Here is a 20,260-nt window from a genome sequence, read left to right as displayed (position 1 = left end):
GATTGAACTAACGGTAGCGTTTTATAGGGCTATTTTGATCCTGTCCGGCGAGCCAGGTGAGCTTTTCACCAATCTTGCCTTCAAGACCTCTGTTTGTGGGATGATAATAGCGCGTTTGTGCCATCTCCTGTGGGAAATATTCCTCTCCAGCGGCGTAGGCGTTAGGCTCATCATGGGCGTAGCGATACTCCTGCCCGTAACCCATCTCTTTCATCAGTTTGGTTGGCGCATTGCGCAGATGAACCGGCACATCATAGTCCGGGCGCTCGCGCGCATCCGACATCGCCGCTTTGAACGCGGTATAGACCGCATTGCTTTTCGGCGCGCAGGCCAGATAGACAATTGCCTGCGCAATGGCGCGTTCGCCTTCCGCCGGGCCTACGCGGGTGAAGCAGTCCCAGGCTGAAAGCGCAACCTGCATGGCGCGCGGGTCGGCATTGCCAACATCTTCTGACGCAATCGCCAGACAGCGGCGCGCAACGTATAGCGGATCGCCACCTGCGGTAATGATACGTGCGTACCAGTAGAGCGCCGCATCCGGCGCACTGCCGCGCACCGACTTATGCAGCGCCGAGATCAGGTCGTAGAAACGGTCGCCTTTATTATCGAAACGCGCGCTGCGCTCGCCGGCAATTTCGGTGAGCAGTTCAGGCTTCAATACGCGCTTGCCCGCATCGTCCACTTCGGCCATATCAGCCATCATTTCGAGCGTGTTCAGCGCGCGGCGCGCATCGCCGTTGACCAGCTCCGCAATCGCACGTCGCGTGTCGTCAGGCAGAACGATATCCTGCCCGCCGTAGCCGCGCGATTTGTCGTCCATTGCCTGCGTCAGAACCTTTTCGATATCTTCCGTGGTCAGGGATTTAAGCAGGTAGACGCGGGCGCGGGACAGCAGCGCCGAGTTGAGTTCAAACGACGGGTTTTCGGTGGTCGCACCAATGAAGAAGATCGTCCCGTCCTCAATGTGCGGCAGGAAAGCATCCTGCTGGCTCTTGTTGAAGCGGTGGACTTCATCGACAAAGAGAATGGTGCGGCGTCCGGCATTACGGTTCTGACGCGCGCGCTCGATCGCCTCGCGGATCTCCTTCACGCCAGACGTTACCGCCGAGATACGCTCAACGTCCGCGTTGGCATAGCGGGCAATCACTTCAGCGAGCGTGGTTTTTCCGGTGCCGGGCGGCCCCCAGAGGATCATGGAGTGCAGATGCCCCGCCTCAATAGCGCGCGGCAAGGGTTTCCCCGCAGCCAGCAGATGCTGCTGACCGATGTACTGCGCTAAATTTTCTGGCCGCATACGGGCGGCCAGAGGTTGAAACGCATTATCTGAAAAATCGAGCGACAGGTTGCTCACTCACGCCTCTTACTTATTGCGTTGGTCGTCCACCGTTACGCCCTGCGGCGGGGTAAAGGTGAATTTCGATGCGTCAACGGCGCCGTTTTGCTGAGACTTAAGCTGGTAGCTGCTGCGCTGATCGTCCTGCTCAACCGCGCCGAACTGATTAATGGTACCGTTGGTGCTTACGTTGATGGTGAACTGCTTCAGATTGCCGTTGCTGCCTTTCGGCGTCAGGACAAACTCATCACCGTTCTGTTTAATGTTGTACTGCTGCCAGTCGCTGGTCTGGTTGCGGGCGATCAGCATAAACGGCGTATTGCTGGTCGCGTCTTTCAGCCAGGTCGCAGTGGCCTGCTCAACAAACGGGTTGAAGAACCACAGGGTTTTACCGTCAGAAACCAGGATGCTCTCATCCGGCTGGGTCATATGCCAGTTAAACAGATTGGGGCGTTTCACCCACAAATCACCCTGTCCTTCCTGCACCGCGTTGCCGCTGCCGTCCGTCACTTTTTGCGTGAAGCTGGCGTGGAAGCTGCTTACTTTATCCAGTCGGCTTTTAAGGTCGCTGGCTGCATCAGCCCAGACGCTGCTGGCTACAAAACTGGTGAGTAATGCACAGGCGATGGCGATTTTTTTCATTGTTATTCCTTAAAATACGTCTTCCCGAAAATGGGGTTTCCGTTTCTATTCTGGACCTGCCCGAAGGCAGGCGACAGAAGAATATGCTTAATTTTTGCTGATTTACCCTTCTTTGCAATCGCTGAAGGTTAATCAAACGGCGGCGGAGCCAGCACCTCACGGTTACCGTTGTGCCCCTGCTCGCTCACAATGCCCTGCGCTTCCATCTGCTCGATGATGCGCGCCGCGCGGTTATAGCCGATGCGGAACTGACGCTGCACGCCAGAGATGGACGCTTTGCGTTTTTCAGTAACGAAATTAACCGCCTGGTCGAATAACGGATCCAGCTCTTCGCCGCCGTCAAAGCCACCACCGCCGCCTTCGCTTTCGCTGTCGGAGGTAATGCCGTCAACGTACTGCGGACGTCCGCGCGCCTTCCAGTCCTGCACCACGGCGTGTACTTCCTGGTCGCGAACAAACGCGCCGTGTACGCGCACCGGAGAGGTGGAGTTCGGGCCGGAGTACAGCATGTCACCCATTCCCAGCAGCGACTCAGCGCCGCCCTGGTCAAGAATGGTACGGGAGTCGATTTTGCTCGAAACGGTAAACGCAATACGGGTCGGAATATTCGCTTTAATCAGACCGGTGATAACGTCCACGGACGGACGCTGGGTCGCCAGCACCAGGTGAATACCTGCCGCACGCGCTTTCTGTGCCAGACGCGCGATCAGCTCTTCCACTTTCTTCCCGACGGTCATCATCAGGTCAGCGAATTCATCCACCAGCACGACGATATAAGGCAGTTTCTCCAGCACAGGATGCTGAGCATCCATGCTGTCACCCGGTTTCCAGTAAGGATCCGGGATTGGACGGCCCATGCGCGCAGCCTCGGCGATCTTCTCGTTATAACCGGCCAGGTTACGCACGCCCAGCGCCGACATCAGCTTGTAGCGACGCTCCATTTCATTGACGCTCCAGCGCAGGGCGTTGGCGGCGTCCTTCATGTCGGTGACCACTTCGGTCAGCAGGTGCGGAATGCCTTCATAGACCGACAGTTCGAGCATTTTCGGGTCGATCATGATGAAACGCACGTCTTCAGGCTGCGCTTTGTAGAGCATGCTCAGGATCATGGCGTTCACGCCGACCGATTTACCGGAACCGGTGGTACCCGCTACCAGCAGGTGAGGCATTTTCGCGAGGTCTGCCACTACCGGGTCGCCGGCGATATCTTTACCCAACACCACGGTCAGCGGAGATGGGTTATCGCGGAACTTGGTGTTATCCAGCACTTCACGCAGGTAAACGGTCTGACGTTTCTTGTTCGGCAGCTCAAGGCCAACGTACGGTTTACCCGGAATCACTTCCACCACACGTACCGCCACGGTCGACAGAGAACGCGCCAGGTCGCGGGAGAGGTTAGAAATACGCGCGGCTTTGACGCCCGGCGCCAGGTTCAGTTCGAAACGGGTGATCACCGGACCCGGCGAGTAGTTCACCACGTCCGCCTTAATGCGGAAGTCTGCCAGACGGGCTTCCACCAGACGGGCCATCTGCTCCAGGGCAAACGTATCAACCGGCTCGACTTCAGCCGGTGGCGGCGTCAGCAGATCCAGCGAAGGCAGCGGCGTGCTCGGACGCTGCAGCGGACGGCTATCACCGTTACGCATCAGCAGTGGGTGAATCAGGCTCTCCTGCGGCTGCGGTGCTGGCTGCTGGTACTGCGGCGGCTGCTGTTGTGGCTGCTGCGGTTGCGCATACGGCTGCTGAACAGGTTGCTGCGGCTGCGCGTAAGTCTGTGCCTGCGGCGCTGGCTGCTGACGCACAGGCTCTGCTTCAGGCATCACGCTTGGGGTGAACAGAGGCTCGCTCGGGCCTTCATCCACCAGATCTTTCATCGGCGAAAACTCGAAATCCGATAATGAGAACGGGTTCGCACCCGCTGGCTGTTCACCTGAGTAACGCTGCTGCTGGGTTGCCGCAAACTGACGCGCTAATTCGGCTTCAGCCGCGTCATCTTCGTCTTCCAGCATCGGTTCATCATGCTGATAGTCTTCGCCGTAGCGCTGATTCTGCTGCGCGGCGAACTGGCGCGCCAGCTCGTCCTGCTGCATTTCATCAGCATCATCTTCGTAGTCCGTCCCACGCGCTTTCTCTTCGGCCATCCGCTGGGAAGGCAGCTTGATCCCATAGGAGGCAAGCTCACGACGGGTTGGAACGCGGACGCGGTTAGGGCGAGGCAGTTGCGGACCAATTCCCTCTTTCACCTGCGGACGCGGCGCACCGCCCGTTGCCAGGCTAAAGACAGGTGCCGCCGCCGCTGCGGCTGCGGTCGCCTGCTTCACGCTTTCCGCTACGGGGGCAACAGCAGGCGTCGGGTCGACCGGTGGAACCGAAACCGACGGGGCTTTTGGCGCAGGTTCCTGCACCGGTTCAGGCACAGGCTGATACCATGCCGCCAGCAGTTCGCGCTCACGAGCACGGCGTTCTTCAACTTCTTCAAAATAGTACATTGGCGGACGAGACGGTTTCACCTCTTCCACCACCTCAGGTTCAGGCTGAGGCTCAACATAAGGCTGCACAGGTTCAACCGGTTCAGGCACGTACTCCTGATAAGGCTGGGCCACAGGCTGCTCATAGTGCGGCTGTTCATACTCAGGTTGCGGCGGCTGATAAGGCTGCTGCCACTGCTCCTGCTGCACGGGGATATAGCTCTCTGGTTCCGGCGCGATAACAGGCTCCGGCGTGTGGACACCCGGCGCGGTCTGCCAGGCAACCTGAGGCTGCTGAATAGCGGATTCCGGAGGCGGAACCGGCGCGGATGACATCACGGCTTCGACAGGCGCGGCATACGCCTGTGATGCTGTCGTTGCGGCTGCGGCCGCGGCAACCGGCGCGGTAACGGTATGGCCGTTAAGCAGCGGATCGTATTCATCGAAATCACCCGGCATCGCACGGTTGCCGGAGAAAAGCACATCATCAGGATCGACTGCACTACCCGCTGCGAGGTACTCCACCTGCTCGTCTTCATCCATACGCTTACCGGAGAAGAGCGCCGCGTCGGTTTTACGTCCAAGCGGGTTGGCAAATTTTTCAGCAACGCGCTGGCGACGCGCCAGGGCACCGCGCAGAATACGGGCACGACGAGATTCACGACGTTGCACCGGCGCATCGTCTTCCTCTTCGTACTCATCTTCATATTCTTCTTCATCGACCCACGTGTCGTCGCGGCGGGTACGGTTGCTCGCGAAGGTCAGGATCGTAAGAATAAAGCTGCCGATCTTTTCGGCAATGCTCACCCATGACCAGCCGGTAAACAGCGTCAGCCCGGCCGCCCAGATGCAGAGCAGCGCCAGCGTACCGCCGCTGCTGTGAAGCATCGGCTGTAGCGCAGAGCTCAGCAGGCTGCCAATCACCCCACCGGAGGCGAAGTACCAGATATCATCGGCATTAATCGCCGCCAGCCCGCAGGAGGTGAGGATCAGCGCCAGGGCGCCAATCAGGCGCAGGGAAACCGCAAAATAGTCGATGTAATCATCGTTCTGACGATGACGCCATGCAAACCAGCATCCGCCAATGATTATGACGGGAATGGTGTAGGCCATCACACCGAAAATGAAAAAGAGCGTGTCCGCAAGCCAGGCTCCGGGTACGCCGCCTAAATTATGGATAGGCTCATGCCACGCGGTTTGCGACCAGCTGGGATCGGAGGGGTTGAAACTGAGTAAGGCTGCCATCAGCCAGACGGCAAAAAGGGCAATAACGATCAGCAAAGCCTCGAGGAGACGACGTCCGCTGCTTAGCTTCGATAGTGTGACTTCTTTGTCTTCAGTGTATTCCTGGCTCAAGAAAGGCTCTCCAGGTATCAGGCATATCCTGCCTGTTTGCTAAAACGGACAACAGCGCCGGGGCTCCCCGGCACTGTTGCTGTATGGATTAACAGGAGTGTAATCAAACTACGCTGATTTTGCACCTGTTCCGTGTTAGCGCGTCTTAATAACCAGACGATTGCTCTGTTTGACCTCTTCCATCACCACATAGGTACGGGTGTCGTTCACGCCTGGCAGACGCAGCAGGGTTTCCCCCAGCAGCTTACGGTAGGCGGACATATCAGGCACACGGGTTTTCAACAGGTAGTCGAAATCACCGGACACCAGATGACACTCTTGAATTTCTTCAAGTTTTTGTACAGCGGCGTTAAATTGCTCAAACACATCCGGCGCACCACGATTCAGAGTAATCTCAACAAATACCAGAAGTGAGGCATCCAGATAATGCGGGTTCAGCAGAGCCGTATAGCCCTGAATAAAACCCTGTCTTTCCAGTCGGCGCACACGCTCAAGGCACGGCGTCGGGGAAAGTCCCACACGTTTTGAAAGCTCGACGTTGGAAATACGCCCATCCTTTTGCAATTCATTAAGAATGTTACGATCGATACGGTCGAGATCTTTGCCAGGGCGCTTCTTGCTATCTACCATTATTATTGTCTCTCTGTATTCCTTCCCTACTCCTGCCTGGACCCTGTGCACATCACTGTTCAGAGCCTGTACCCGTTAGTCATCACATCGCCTGGTTATGTATTAGACGCGATGCGGATTCGGGTTCTGTTGGTAAGAAGACCGCTGCCCGAAGGCTGTCACCGACATCACGTATGGCGTCTGTCCACGCCATGCGTAGATTTCACTGACACGGTAAAAATGGCATTTACGTGCATGCCTATGCGGCATACGGTTAACGCGGTTTTTTTTCTTCCTTGAATGTTTTCGCAAATGCGCAGGGGATTGTCAAAGCAAAACATCGTTTTTTAGTACAAGATGCCGGATATTCATTACGGGGGGGTATTAATCCTCATTTTACTGCTTTATAAACGAGCGGTTTTCAGTAGAAAACGTGATGTAACGGCACTAGATTCATCGGGCGCAGCTATTACATATATCGAAAGCAAAATCCCAGTGCTCTTTTTTTACGGCAACAAATTCCCTACAATCCAGCCCATTGCCTGCCAACAACAATGGGGATCTCATGGGCACGACCAAACACAGTAAGTTGTTAATCCTTGGTTCTGGACCTGCGGGATATACCGCGGCGGTCTATGCTGCACGCGCAAACCTGCAGCCGGTTCTGATCACCGGCATGGAAAAAGGCGGTCAGTTGACCACCACCACGGAAGTGGAAAACTGGCCGGGCGACCCGAACGATCTGACCGGGCCGCTGCTGATGGAACGCATGCACGAGCATGCCGCCAAATTCGAAACCGAAATCCTGTTCGACCACATTAATAAAGTGGATTTGCAGAACCGTCCGTTCCGCCTGACGGGCGACAGCGGTGAATACACCTGCGATGCGCTAATCATTGCCACCGGCGCCTCTGCCCGCTATCTCGGCCTGCCGTCTGAAGAAGCGTTCAAAGGCCGCGGCGTCTCTGCCTGTGCGACCTGCGACGGTTTCTTCTACCGTAACCAGAAAGTCGCGGTTATCGGCGGCGGTAACACCGCGGTGGAAGAAGCGCTGTACCTGGCGAACATTGCCTCTGAGGTGCATCTGATCCACCGTCGTGACACCTTCCGCGCCGAGAAGATCCTCATTAAACGCCTGATGGATAAAGTGGCGAGCGGCAACATCGTGCTGCACACCAACCGTACCCTGGAAGAAGTCACCGGCGATCAGATGGGCGTTGCGGGTCTGCGCATTCGTGATACCCAGAACACCGATAACGTCGAAACGCTGGAAGTGGCGGGCCTGTTTGTGGCAATCGGCCACAGCCCGAACACCGCGATCTTCGAAGGCCAGCTGGAGCTGGAAAACGGCTATATCAAAGTGCAGTCCGGCATTCACGGTAACGCGACCCAGACCAGCATCCCGGGCGTGTTCGCTGCCGGTGACGTGATGGACCATATTTATCGTCAGGCGATCACCTCTGCGGGCACCGGCTGTATGGCCGCGCTGGACGCTGAACGCTACCTCGATGGACTGGCTGAACAAGGTAAATAATCTTTACAAGTCAGTAACAAACGTAAATAAAGGCGGCCACAGGTCGCCTTTATTTTTGCTCGCGTGTAACATGCAGATGTCTAATTTCTTATAACGTCACCTGCAAAATACGCAATGGAAAAAACCCGTCAACAAGAGTTAACACGCTGGCTGAAACAGCAAAGCGTTATTTCCCGCCGCTGGCTTACGATCTCCCGTCTTCTGGGGTTCGTTAGCGGTCTGTTGATTGTTGCCCAGGCATGGCTGCTGGCCCGCATTCTTAATCACATGATCATGGAGAACATTCCCCGCGAAGCGCTCCTGCTGCCCTTTATTGTTCTGATCCTGGTTTTTGTCCTGCGCGCCTGGGTGGTGTGGCTGCGTGAACGTGTCGGCTTCCACGCCGGACAGCATATCCGTTACGAGATCCGTCGTCAGGTGCTCGACCGCCTGCAGGAAGCCGGGCCCGCGTGGATCCAGGGTAAACCGGCCGGAAGCTGGGCGACGCTGATCCTTGAGCAGATCGACGATATGCACGATTACTACGCGCGCTATCTTCCGCAGATGGCGCTGGCGGTTTTTGTGCCGCTGTTGATTGTTATTGCCATCTTCCCGGTTAACTGGGTGGCGGCGCTGATCCTGCTGGGGACCGCCCCGCTGATCCCGCTATTTATGGCGATGGTCGGCATGGGTGCGGCTGATGCCAACCGCCGCAACTTCCTGGCGCTGGGCCGGCTGAGCGGACATTTCCTCGATCGTCTGCGCGGGATGGAAACCCTGCGTATTTTTGGTCGCGGTGAAGCGGAAACCGAGAATATTCGCCTGGCATCACAGGACTTCCGCCAGCGCACGATGGAAGTGTTACGCCTGGCGTTCCTCTCGTCCGGCGTGCTGGAATTCTTTACCTCGCTGTCGATTGCCCTCGTGGCGGTTTATTTCGGTTTCTCCTATCTCGGCGCGCTGGATTTCGGCCACTACGGCACTGCAGTGACCCTCTCTGCCGGTTTCCTCGCGCTCATCCTGGCTCCGGAGTTTTTCCAGCCGCTTCGCGACCTGGGGACCTTCTATCATGCCAAAGCGCAGGCCGTTGGCGCGGCCGACAGCCTGAAAACCTTCCTGGAGACGCCGCTGGCGCATCCGGAGCGCGGTGACGTGGCGCTGAACGCTAAAGAGCCGGTAACCGTCGACGCGAGCGACTTCTGCATTCTCTCGCCGGAAGGAAAAGTGCTGGCTGGCCCGCTGAACTTTAGCCTGCCCGCTGGGAAACGCGTGGTGCTGGTCGGCACCAGCGGTTCAGGGAAGAGTTCTCTGCTGAATGCGTTATCCGGTTTTATGGCCTACACCGGTTCGCTGCGGATAAACAAAACTGAACTGCGTAATCTCGATCCCGACGCCTGGCGTAAGCAGCTCAGTTGGGTCGGACAAAACCCTCAGCTACCTGCTTCCACGCTGCGCGAAAACGTGCTCCTGGCACGCCCGGATGCTCATGAAGATGAACTGCAGTCCGTTCTCGACCGCGCGTGGGTCAGTGAATTTCTGCCGCTGCTCCCGCAGGGTGTCGATACCGTGGTAGGCGATCAGTCTGCCGGGCTGTCTGTCGGCCAGGCACAGCGCGTGGCCGTCGCCCGTGCGCTGCTGAACCCGTGCCAGCTGATGCTGCTGGATGAGCCTGCTGCCAGCCTGGATTCACACAGCGAGCAGCGCGTCATGGCGGCCCTGAGCGCCGCTTCCCTGCAGCAAACCACCCTGATGGTTACCCATCAGCTGGAAGGCATTGCTGACTGGGATGAGATCTGGGTGATGGAAAACGGTCATATTGTTGAGCAAGGCAATTACGCCGCTCTTGTTGCCGCGCAGGGGCCGTTCGCCGCCCTGCTGGCGAACCGTCAGGAGGACATCTGATGCGTGCTCTGCTGCCTTATCTTGCGCTCTATAAACGCCACAAGTGGATGCTGACGCTGGGGATCGTGCTGGCGATTGTCACGCTGCTTGCCAGCATCGGCCTGCTCACGCTTTCCGGCTGGTTCCTGTCGGCCTCCGCCGTAGCCGGGTTCGCCGGATTATACAGCTTCAACTATATGCTGCCGGCGGCAGGCGTGCGGGGTACCGCCATTACCCGTACTGCCGGACGCTATTTCGAGCGGCTGGTCAGCCACGACGCGACGTTCCGTGTCCTGCAGCACCTGCGCATTTACACCTTCAGCAAACTGCTTCCCCTCTCCCCTGCCGGGCTGGCGCGTTTTCGCCAGGGCGAATTACTGAACCGTGTCGTTGCGGATGTCGACACGCTGGACCACCTTTACCTGAGGGTGATCTCCCCGATTGTGGGCGCGTTTGTGGTGATTGTGGTAGTTACGCTGGGGCTGTCCGTTCTGGATGTTCCCGTTGCGCTGACGCTGGGCGGGATCATGCTGCTGACGCTTATCATTCTGCCGCCGCTGTTTTATCGCGCCGGGAAATCCACCGGGGAAAACCTGACGCGGCTGCGCGGGGATTACCGCCAGCAGCTGACCTCCTGGCTTCAGGGCCAGGCGGAGCTGACCATTTTTGGTGCCAGCAAGCGCTACCGTGCCCGAATGGAAAGTACGGAGCTGAACTGGCATGAAGCCCAGCGCCGCCAGTCGGAACTGACGGCCTTCTCGCAGGCGCTGATGGTGTTAATCGGCGGCGTGGCGGTGATCGCCATGCTGTGGCTGGCATCCGGCGGGATTGGGGGTAATACCCAGCCAGGCCCTCTTATTGCCCTCTTTGTTTTCTGCGCGCTGGCCGCATTTGAGGCACTGGCCCCGGTGACGGGCGCTTTCCAGCATCTTGGACAGGTGATTGCCTCTGCCCTGCGCATCACTCAGATTGCCGAACAGGAGCCTGAAGTCACGTTCAGTGCCGGGCAAACCACCGTGCCTGAGCAGGTGGCGCTGACGCTTGATAACGTGACCTTCGCCTATGACAAACAGGCGCAGAACGCGCTGGAGGGTATCAATCTTTCCGTTAATGCAGGGCAGCGGATTGCGATCCTCGGCCGTACCGGCTGCGGTAAGTCGACGCTGCTGCAGCTGCTGACGCGCGCCTGGGACCCACAGCACGGTCAGATTCGTTTTAATAACACGTTGCTGACTGATTTCAGCGAGCAGGCCCTGCGCAAGACCGTGAGCGTTGTTCCACAGCGCGTGCATCTGTTTAGCGCCACCCTGCGCGATAATCTGCTGCTGGCCGCGCCAGAGGCTTCGGACGATGATCTTCGCGCCGTACTGGAGCAGGTCGGACTGCAAAAGCTGCTCGAGGACGAAGGACTGAACAGCTGGCTGGGAGAAGGCGGTCGTCAGCTTTCCGGCGGAGAGCTGCGCCGTCTGGCCATTGCGCGCGCGCTGCTGCATGATGCACCTCTGATGCTGCTCGACGAACCTACAGAAGGGCTTGATGCGACAACCGAGAGTCAAATCCTTGATTTACTGGCAAACGTTATGGCAGGAAAAACCGTCCTGATGGTGACGCACCGCCTGCGCGGGCTGGCAAGTTTTGATCGGATAATTGTGATGGACAACGGACACATTATTGAGCAAGGTAGTCACGCAGAGCTGTTGGCGAAACAGGGTCGCTACTACCAGTTCAAACAGCGTCTGTAGACTATATTTGTAGCGTCCTCACTCGCGTACTGGAGTTTTGCTGTCATGCGCCTGGTCCAGCTTTCTCGTCATAACATCGCGTTTCCTTCGCCGGAGGGAGCGCTGCGTGAGCCCAACGGGCTGCTGGCCCTTGGCGGTGACCTTAGCCCTGCGCGGCTATTAATGGCCTACCAGCGCGGCATCTTCCCGTGGTTTTCTCCCGGCGACCCGATTTTATGGTGGTCTCCCGACCCGCGCGCCGTGCTGTGGCCAGCGCAGTTCCATCTGAGCCGCAGCATGAAGCGTTTCCATGCTAAATCCCCATATCGCGTCACGCTGAATCACGCCTTTGGGCAGGTGATCGAAGGCTGTGCCGAAGATCGCCATGAAGGGACGTGGATCACCCGCGATATCGTCAACGCCTACCACCAGCTCCATGAGCTTGGCTACGCCCACTCCATTGAGGTTTGGGAAAAGGGGGAACTGGTTGGAGGCATGTACGGCGTGGCGCAAGGGACGCTGTTTTGCGGCGAATCGATGTTCTCCCGTGCGGTTAACGCCTCGAAAACCGCGCTGCTGGTCTTCTGCGAGGCCTTTGCCCAGCGCGGCGGACGCCTGATCGATTGTCAGGTGCTCAACGAGCACACGGCCTCTCTCGGTGCAGTTGACATCCCGCGACGACAGTATATCGAGCATCTGGACGCCTGCCGTCAGGAGAAGCTCCCGCGCGACTTCTGGATCCCCAGAACGCTCTTTATGCCCAATGCTTAAATGTTTTCCGCATATTTTTTGTGAGGGTGTTATAATTATGCCGCAGAGTAGCTTCTGCCTGTTGCCCCGCCGCCGTTTGGGACCCTCGCTTCAGATAACGTCCTGACGTTTATCCTGTCGTCTCCCCTTTACGAATGCGCTTCCTGTTCGGTTGTACCGTGACGCTTGGGCAATGCGCCGAAACTGTTTTGCTGCGTTTTAATCGCGCAATTCTTTACTTAATTGATGAATTTCGGCATTATCTTGCCGGTTCAAAACTTGGTAGTGATACCCCAGAGGATTAGATGGCCAAAGAAGACAATATTGAAATGCAGGGTACCGTACTTGATACGTTGCCTAATACCATGTTTCGCGTAGAGCTGGAAAACGGTCACGTGGTAACTGCGCACATCTCCGGTAAAATGCGCAAAAACTACATCCGCATTTTGACGGGCGACAAAGTGACTGTTGAACTGACCCCGTACGACCTGAGCAAAGGCCGCATTGTCTTCCGTAGTCGCTAATTTTTTCGCCTGTAATGGCAGATGAATATTTAAAAGGTCGGGATAATCCCGGCCTTTTTTATTTATGGCTTTAGTGTTGCTGCGTCGGAAGATGTATTGTCATCCACGGTTGTACAGGAGCGATTAAATCCCCCGCCATAGAATGAGCCATGTCATGGAGTAATCCCGTCAGGTGCGGCAGCATATCGCGGTCAAAATGCGACACCAGCAGCACATGATTCAACGCCCGGCAGTAATCACACTTTGTATCTGTATCTTCCAGCAGCCACTCCTTTTGTCGCGGTTGTTCCGCTTCTTTCTCAAATTCCACTATCTGAAAATCACGCATTGATTCTGTGAGGCCGGTTTTTACCTCTTCCAGCCAGGCTCCGAGACAGCGGCAAACGGGCTGCGTTTGCGGGAGTGATTTGCAGTCGAGGAGGATTTCGGTGAGCAGTTTGCAGCGCTCGGCCAGGGTGGGGAGATCGGGGTTGAGGGAGAGTTCGGTGTAAAGTTGGGCGAAATTATTAATATCAGTCATATGTGATCCTTTATGCACGTAAGATTGTTTGTGCACACTTTCAGGACGCCAATCCCGGCACCTGATTTTGCAGGTGCGCCGCCATTTTATTACTGTGGATTTATCCAGCAACTAACTTCGAAAGAAACTGGAAAGCGCCTCGCAAAATTCCTCTGCGGCCTGATGCCCTCACCCCAACCCTCTCCCACAGGGCTGAGGGATCCCCACAAAATAATACCAGCACGGACGACCCCCTCTCCCTTGAGGGAGAGGGCTGGGGTGAGGGGGAACATACGGCTCTGGTGGTCATTCCGTTCACTTTATGTTCCTTGCTACTCTGTAATGACATGACCTGTGAACGTGCCAGGGCGGCTTAATCGCCGCTTCGCGGTGCCTTCGGCTTATTCCTTCCGGCTTGTCGGGGACGAGCGGAAGGCAAACGCCTCAGCGATTTACAGCCGGACCAGGACATCGCTGTAAGTTATTCATTTCTCTGAAGCAATCTTCATCGCTTCAGAACAAATTTACTGGGGATCCCTCAGCCCACAGGGAGAGGGAGAAAACACTAAAAACGACAACACTGTTGTCGTTTTGCTTTTACCCTGGCAGGCATAAAAAAACCGGGCATTCGCCCGGTTTTTACGTTTAACGTTTAACTCAGTGAGCCGCTTCCGGCTTGTGCTTCGCCGCACTCTGGAAATCGTACGTCAGTTCGTTCTTCGCCTGATCCAGCGCCACGGTCACCTGGCCGCCGTCCACCAGCGAGCCAAACAGCAGCTCGTTCGCCAGCGGTTTCTTCAGGTTGTCCTGAATCACGCGCGCCATCGGACGGGCCCCCATCGCGCGGTCGTAGCCTTTCTCGGCCAGCCAGTTGCGGGCCTCCTGGCTCACTTCCAGCGACACGCCTTTCTGATCCAACTGAACCTGCAGCTCGACGATGAACTTATCCACCACCTGATGGATCACCTCGGTAGACAGGTGATCGAACCAGATAATGTTGTCCAGACGGTTACGGAACTCCGGCGTGAAGATCTTCTTGATCTCCTCCATCGCATCGGTGCTGTTATCCTGGTGGATCAGGCCGATGGATTTGCGCTCCGTTTCACGTACCCCGGCGTTAGTGGTCATCACCAGCACCACGTTGCGGAAGTCCGCCTTGCGCCCGTTGTTATCGGTCAGCGTCCCGTTGTCCATCACCTGCAACAGGATGTTGAACACGTCCGGATGCGCTTTCTCGATTTCATCGAGCAGCAGTACCGCGTGCGGATGCTTGATCACCGCGTCGGTGAGCAGGCCGCCCTGGTCAAAGCCCACGTATCCCGGAGGCGCACCAATCAGACGACTGACGGTGTGACGCTCCATATATTCGGACATATCAAAGCGCAGCAGCTCAATGCCCAGCGCTTTGGAGAGCTGAACCGTCACCTCGGTTTTCCCCACGCCGGTCGGACCGGCAAACAGGAAGGAACCAACGGGCTTGTGGTCATGCCCCAGGCCGGCACGGGCCATCTTGATCGCTTCGGTTAAGGCCTCAATGGCTTTATCCTGACCAAAGACCAGCATTTTCAGGCGATTGCCGAGGGTGCGCAGCGTATCGCGATCGCTCTGAGAAACGCTCTTCTCAGGAATACGCGCGATGCGGGCGACCACGGACTCGATATCCGCCACGTTAACGGTTTTCTTACGCTTGCTGGCCGGCATCAGGCGCGCACGCGCCCCGGCCTCATCAATCACGTCAATCGCCTTATCCGGCAGGTGACGGTCGTTGATGTATTTCACCGCCAGCTCCACCGCCGCACGCACCGCTTTCGCGGTGTAACGCACGTCGTGGTGCGCTTCGTACTTGGTTTTCAGGCCGTTGATGATCTGCACCGTTTCGTCAACCGACGGCTCGGTGACGTCGATTTTCTGGAAACGACGCGCCAGCGCGCGATCTTTCTCAAAAATGTTGCTGAACTCCTGGTACGTCGTGGAGCCCATCACGCGGATCTTGCCGCTGGAGAGCAGCGGTTTGATCAGGTTTGCCGCATCCACCTGGCCACCGGAGGCCGCACCCGCGCCGATAATGGTGTGGATCTCATCGATAAACAGGATGCTGTTGGTGTCCTGCTCCAGCTGTTTTAACAGCGCCTTGAAGCGTTTTTCAAAATCACCGCGGTATTTAGTGCCCGCCAGCAGCGAGCCAATATCCAGCGAGTAGATGGTGCAGTCGGCAATCACTTCCGGCACGTCGCCCTGCACAATGCGCCAGGCAAGACCTTCGGCAATCGCCGTTTTACCCACGCCTGACTCGCCCACCAGCAGCGGGTTGTTCTTGCGGCGACGGCACAGCACCTGAATCGCGCGCTCCAGCTCTTTATCGCGGCCAATCAGCGGGTCGATGCCGCCAACGCGAGCAAGCTGATTAAGGTTGGTGGTGAAGTTTTCCATACGATCCTCCCCGCCTGCTTGCTCTTCATTGTTATTGACCTGATTGCTGGGATCCGATGCCTGGTTAGGCTCGTCTTTGCGCGTTCCGTGAGAAATAAAGTTAACCACGTCGAGGCGGCTGACTTCGTGTTTGCGCAGCAGATAGGCAGCCTGTGACTCCTGCTCGCTGAAGATGGCGACTAAGACGTTTGCGCCAGTCACTTCGCTACGTCCGGAAGACTGGACGTGGAATACCGCTCGCTGCAGCACGCGCTGGAAGCTGAGCGTCGGCTGCGTGTCGCGCTCCTCTTCACTGGCTGGCAGCACCGGTGTGGTTTGTTCGATGAAGGCTTCGAGTTCCTGACGTAGCGCCACCAGATCCACGGAGCAGGCTTCCAGCGCTTCGCGGGCAGATGGGTTGCTAAGCAGTGCGAGCAGTAAATGCTCGACGGTCATAAACTCATGTCGGTGCTCACGCGCTCTGGCGAAAGCCATGTTTAAACTGAGTTCCAGTTCTTGATTGAGCATAGGCACCTCCCCCAATTTTATGCCTTATCAGGCCTTTTCCAGCGTACACAGCAACGGATGCTCGTTCTCCCTCGCATAGTCGTTCACCATCGCCACTTTGGTTTCCGCCACCTCGGCGGTAAAAATGCCGCAGATAGCTTTGCCACGATAATGAACGGTAAGCATCAGTTGCGTTGCACGTTCTACATCATAAGAAAAGAACTTTTGTAGCACGTCAATAACAAATTCCATCGGCGTGTAATCATCGTTCATTAACATAACTTTATACATAGATGGCGGTTTTAGCGCGTCGCGCACTTTATCTTCCGCCAGCTGGTCAAAATCCAGCCAGTCGTTGGTCTTACCCATTTTGCATAACCACTTTGAATCTACCTCAGATGTTAGATAACAATCATCTATTACTGTCATCCGCGATGTCTGTCACAAACTGTTGCAATAGCGTTAACTGCTTCAAACTTTGGTTGATTATTGTCCCAACTCCAGCGCCAAACGCTTGACGACGTCTTTCGTTTATCTAAATTGTACAAGCGTGAGATGGCGAGGTTTTGAACAGCCCCCACTCCACCACCGGTTCATTCCATCTTAATTTATAAGATTTACGAAGGATGTCGAAGCATGGAAATGGGTACTGTTAAGTGGTTCAACAACGCCAAGGGGTTTGGCTTCATCTGCCCCGAAGGCGGCGGCGAAGATATCTTCGCTCACTATTCCACCATTCAGATGGATGGTTACAGGACGCTCAAAGCCGGGCAGTCCGTCCGGTTCGATGTACACCAGGGACCAAAAGGCAATCATGCAAGCCTAATCGTACCCGTTGAAGCAGAAACGGTTGCATAGCTCTCTGTTTTATTGTGTACATCACGCAGTCAAAATGCCAGCCCGATCGGCTGGCATTTTTATTTTCAGGTTATTCCCGAGCCAGCGCGTCCACCGGATCCAGCCGCGCCGCGTTGCGCGCAGGCAGCCAGCCAAACAAAATCCCGGTAAAGGTGGAACACAAAAACGCGGTGAGTATCGCCATCGGCGAGAAACCAATCTCCCAGCCGGGTAAAAAGAGCTGGAGCGCAAAGGCAATCATCATCGAGAGCGCAATGCCCATCGCGCCGCCCACCAGGCATACCAGCACCGCTTCAATTAAAAACTGCTGAAGCACGTCGCTGGCCCTGGCCCCGACCGCCATGCGGATGCCAATCTCCCGGGTGCGTTCAGTTACCGACACCAGCATGATATTCATCACCCCGATACCGCCAACGACCAGCGAAATCACCGCCACCAGCGTCAGGAACATCTGAAGAGTACGTGTGGTCTTTTCCGCCGTTTTCAAGAGACCGTCCATGTTCCAGGTGAAGAAATCCTTCTTCCCGTGGCGCAGGGTGAGCAATCGCTCAAGCTGCTGTTCGGCCATAGCGCTGTCGTAGCCCTCCTTCACGCGCACGGTGATGGAGTTAAGCCACGACTGGCCCATAATCCGCCCGGAGATGGTGGTATACGGCAGCCAGACGCGCAGGATCTTGCTGCTGCCGAACATCGACTGCTTCTCTTCCGCCACGCCAATGACCGTGGCAGGCATGTTGCCGACGAGGATCACTTCCCCCACCACGTTCGCTTTATTGGGGAAGAGCTGCCTGCGCGAGTTGGCGTCCAGCACCACCACCTGCGCCCTCCCCGCCAGCTGTTCGGCGTTGAAGGTGGCGCCTTCGATGAAGGTCATGCCGTAGACGTTGAAGTAGTCGCCGCTCACGCCGTTGGCGCTGGCCGCCACGTCGATGTTGCCGTAGCGCAGACGCAGGTTTTGCGAGACCGCAGGCGTGGCGGAATTCACCCACGGCTGCTTCTGAATCGCCGCCAGATCGTCATACTTCAGCGCCTGCTGATACTGCGGCTCGTCGTCGCCGAAGTCTTTGCCGGGATAAACGTCAATGGTGTTGGTCCCGATGGCGCGGATATCCGCCAGCACCAGCTGCTTGGCCGCGTCGCCCACCACCACAATCGACACCACCGAGGCAATACCGATAATGATGCCGAGCATGGTCAGCAGGGTGCGCATTTTGTTGGCCGCCATCGCCAGCCAGGCCATGGTCAGCGCTTCACGAAAGCCGCTGGAGAACTGCGCCCAGCCGGTCGACGCAGGCAGCGCTTCCTTCGGTGCCGCCGCGCGGGACTCACGCGGCGGCGGGTTGCTGACCAGCTCGCCGTCGTGGATCTCAATAATGCGTTCCGCCTGCGCCGCCACCAGCGGATCGTGGGTAACGATAATCACCGTGTGCCCCTGATCGCGCAGCTGGTGCAGGATCGCCATCACCTCCTCGCCGGAGTGGCTGTCGAGCGCCCCGGTCGGTTCATCCGCGAGGATCACCTGCCCGCCGTTCATCAGCGCGCGGGCAATACTCACGCGCTGCTGCTGGCCGCCGGACAACTGCGACGGCTGGTACTCCACCCGCTCCGCCAGCCCCAGACGCGTTAACAGCGCCTTCGCGCGCTCGAGGCGTTTCTTCCGCTCAACGCCCGCATACACCGCGGGAACCTCCACGTTCTGCGCCGCGCTCAGGTGAGAGAGCAAGTGGTAACGCTGGAAGATAAAGCCAAAGTGTTCCCGGCGCAGCTTCGCCAGCGCGTCGCCGTCCAGCGTGGAGATATCGGTTCCGGCCACGCGATAGGTACCGCTGGTCGGCTTATCCAGACAGCCGAGAATGTTCATCAGCGTCGATTTACCGGAACCCGACGCGCCTACAATCGCTACCATCTCGCCCGCCTCCACGCTCAGGGAGATGCCTTTCAGCACCTCCACCGGGCCGTCGCCGGACGGATAGCTGCGACGAATGTCCTTCAGCTCAAGCAGCGCGGTCATTTAGCGGCTCCGGGCAGGCTTTCGCTGACAACAACCTCCTCGCCCTCTTCCAGCCCTTTCTCCACCACCACGTCGGTGTCGTTGCGCGCGCCAATCACCACCTCGCGCTCGCGCGTTTCACCGTTGCGCAGCACTTTCACCTTGTAGCGATTGTCCCCGGCGGATTCACCCAGCGCGGAGAGCGGAACAGTCAGCACGTTCTTCACGCCGGTCAGTTGGATGTGCACCTGCGCGGTCATGTCCAGGCGCAGCACGCCCTTCGGGTTTGGCACTTCAAAACGCGCATAGTAGAAAATGGCGTCGTTAACCTTTTCCGGCGTCGGCAGAATGTCTTTCAGCACGCCCTCGTAGCGGGTCTGCGGATCGCCGAGTACGGTAAACCAGGCATTCTGCCCCGGCTTAAGATGGATCACGTCCGCCTCGGAGACCTGGGCCTTCACCAGCATGGTGCTCATGTCCGCCAGCGTCAGAATGTTTGGCGCCTGCTGGGCGGCAATCACCGTCTGGCCCTGCAGCGTGGTAATTTGCGTCACTTCCCCGGCCATCGGCGCGACGATCTTTGTGTAATCAAGATTGGTTTTCGCCGTATCCAGCGAGGCCTGATTACGCTTGATTTGCGCGTCGATCGTGCCAATCTGCGCCTGTTTCACCGCCAGTTCAGTCGCGGCGGTGTCTAAATCCTGTTTCGAGATAGCCTGGGTTTTCGCCAGCGCCTGCTGGCGGGTCAGCGTCACCTGCGCCAGGTTACGCTCTGCCTGCGCCTGCGCGCGCTGCGCGCGCAGCTCCATCAGCGTCGCTTCCACTTCGCGGATCTGGTTCTCAGCCTGCTCGGGATCGATAACGCCAAGCAGCTGGCCTTTTTTCACCTTGTCGCCAATCTCTACCGACAGCGTTTTCAGCTGGCCGCTGACCTGAGCGCCCACGTCAACTTTGCGCAGCGCATCAAGTTTGCCCGTCGCAAGGACATTTTGCTGCAGTTCACCCGGACGGACGATCAGCGTCTGGTACTGCGGCACAGGCGCGTTAAGCACCTGCCATAACCAGAATCCACCGGCTACAATCACCAGCGCCAGCAGCAGAAACAGCGTTCTGCGTTTTCCCTTGAGGTTCATAAATATTCCAAATAAATGTTCTGGCAATAATAAACGTTGATTCTATCTAAACGACTCCTTAACGAAA

The 20,260-nt window shown here is 57.2% G+C and carries 15 protein-coding genes; 6 read left to right on the top strand and 9 right to left on the bottom strand.

Annotated elements, in window-relative coordinates; all coding sequences use genetic code 11:
- Positions 1-7 precede the first annotated feature (7 nt).
- The 4 genes from rarA to lrp all read right to left on the bottom strand — a co-directional run bounded on the left by rarA (position 8) and on the right by lrp (position 6,429).
- Positions 8-1,351 (bottom strand): replication-associated recombination protein RarA, encoded by a 1,344-nt coding sequence (gene rarA / locus IM314_RS03965; protein WP_045630019.1) that lies wholly within the window; start codon positions 1,349-1,351, stop codon positions 8-10.
- A 9-nt stretch (positions 1,352-1,360) separates the two neighbouring features.
- The gene (gene lolA / locus IM314_RS03960) at positions 1,361-1,975 is read right to left on the bottom strand and encodes an outer membrane lipoprotein chaperone LolA (protein WP_028012557.1); all 615 of its coding nucleotides are present in this window, start codon (positions 1,973-1,975) and stop codon (positions 1,361-1,363) included.
- A gap of 128 nt (positions 1,976-2,103) precedes the next feature.
- Complete coding sequence (locus IM314_RS03955; protein ID WP_193358652.1) at positions 2,104-5,799, bottom strand: DNA translocase FtsK 4TM domain-containing protein; 3,696 nt, start codon at positions 5,797-5,799, stop codon at positions 2,104-2,106.
- Between the two features lie 135 nt (positions 5,800-5,934).
- Complete coding sequence (gene lrp / locus IM314_RS03950) at positions 5,935-6,429, bottom strand: leucine-responsive transcriptional regulator Lrp (RefSeq protein ID WP_000228469.1); 495 nt, start codon at positions 6,427-6,429, stop codon at positions 5,935-5,937.
- Positions 6,430-6,973: 544 nt separating this feature from the next.
- On the opposite strand from lrp, the gene trxB reads away from it, so the two are divergent.
- The 5 genes from trxB to infA all read left to right on the top strand — a co-directional run bounded on the left by trxB (position 6,974) and on the right by infA (position 12,797).
- Complete coding sequence (gene trxB, locus IM314_RS03945; RefSeq protein WP_028012555.1) at positions 6,974-7,942, top strand: thioredoxin-disulfide reductase; 969 nt, start codon at positions 6,974-6,976, stop codon at positions 7,940-7,942.
- Between the two features lie 114 nt (positions 7,943-8,056).
- Positions 8,057-9,823 carry a cysteine/glutathione ABC transporter permease/ATP-binding protein CydD gene (gene cydD / locus IM314_RS03940; RefSeq protein WP_193358651.1) on the top strand — a complete coding sequence of 589 codons (1,767 nt, stop codon included), beginning with the start codon at positions 8,057-8,059 and terminating at the stop codon, positions 9,821-9,823.
- The gene (gene cydC / locus IM314_RS03935; RefSeq protein ID WP_047362713.1) at positions 9,823-11,544 is read left to right on the top strand and encodes a cysteine/glutathione ABC transporter ATP-binding protein/permease CydC; all 1,722 of its coding nucleotides are present in this window, start codon (positions 9,823-9,825) and stop codon (positions 11,542-11,544) included. The genes cydD and cydC overlap by 1 nt, the downstream gene beginning before the upstream one ends.
- 45 nt (positions 11,545-11,589) lie before the next feature.
- The gene (gene aat / locus IM314_RS03930) at positions 11,590-12,294 is read left to right on the top strand and encodes a leucyl/phenylalanyl-tRNA--protein transferase (protein WP_041910636.1); all 705 of its coding nucleotides are present in this window, start codon (positions 11,590-11,592) and stop codon (positions 12,292-12,294) included.
- Between the two features lie 284 nt (positions 12,295-12,578).
- Positions 12,579-12,797 carry a translation initiation factor IF-1 gene (infA, locus tag IM314_RS03925; protein ID WP_002211347.1) on the top strand — a complete coding sequence of 73 codons (219 nt, stop codon included), beginning with the start codon at positions 12,579-12,581 and terminating at the stop codon, positions 12,795-12,797.
- Between the two features lie 70 nt (positions 12,798-12,867).
- On the opposite strand, the gene IM314_RS03920 is transcribed toward infA, so the two are convergent.
- The 3 genes from IM314_RS03920 to clpS all read right to left on the bottom strand — a co-directional run bounded on the left by IM314_RS03920 (position 12,868) and on the right by clpS (position 16,581).
- A complete protein-coding gene (locus IM314_RS03920) occupies positions 12,868-13,317 on the bottom strand; it encodes a hypothetical protein (protein WP_193358650.1) in 450 nt (149 codons plus the stop codon).
- Positions 13,318-13,953: 636 nt separating this feature from the next.
- Positions 13,954-16,233: an ATP-dependent Clp protease ATP-binding subunit ClpA gene (gene clpA / locus IM314_RS03915; RefSeq protein WP_041910639.1), complete on the bottom strand. Its 2,280-nt coding sequence runs from the start codon at positions 16,231-16,233 to the stop codon at positions 13,954-13,956.
- Positions 16,234-16,260: 27 nt separating this feature from the next.
- Positions 16,261-16,581 (bottom strand): ATP-dependent Clp protease adapter ClpS, encoded by a 321-nt coding sequence (gene clpS / locus IM314_RS03910; protein WP_006174393.1) that lies wholly within the window; start codon positions 16,579-16,581, stop codon positions 16,261-16,263.
- A 267-nt stretch (positions 16,582-16,848) separates the two neighbouring features.
- On the opposite strand from clpS, the gene cspD reads away from it, so the two are divergent.
- Positions 16,849-17,070, top strand: a complete 222-nt coding sequence (gene cspD, locus IM314_RS03905) for a cold shock-like protein CspD (RefSeq protein WP_006809408.1) — start codon at positions 16,849-16,851, stop codon at positions 17,068-17,070.
- 70 nt (positions 17,071-17,140) lie between these two features.
- Here cspD and macB read toward each other — a convergent pair whose 3' ends face one another.
- Positions 17,141-19,081, bottom strand: a complete 1,941-nt coding sequence (macB, locus tag IM314_RS03900) for a macrolide ABC transporter ATP-binding protein/permease MacB (RefSeq protein ID WP_193358649.1) — start codon at positions 19,079-19,081, stop codon at positions 17,141-17,143.
- Positions 19,078-20,193 carry a macrolide transporter subunit MacA gene (gene macA, locus IM314_RS03895; RefSeq protein ID WP_041910641.1) on the bottom strand — a complete coding sequence of 372 codons (1,116 nt, stop codon included), beginning with the start codon at positions 20,191-20,193 and terminating at the stop codon, positions 19,078-19,080. The genes macB and macA overlap by 4 nt, the downstream gene beginning before the upstream one ends.
- Positions 20,194-20,260 lie beyond the last annotated feature (67 nt).

This window comes from Enterobacter cloacae complex sp. P42RS (assembly GCF_014930595.1).
In the GTDB taxonomy this organism is placed as follows: Bacteria; Pseudomonadota; Gammaproteobacteria; order Enterobacterales; family Enterobacteriaceae; genus Enterobacter; species Enterobacter bugandensis.
Note: the sequence above shows the minus strand (reverse complement) of the source record. Positions and strands in the feature narration are given on the sequence as shown.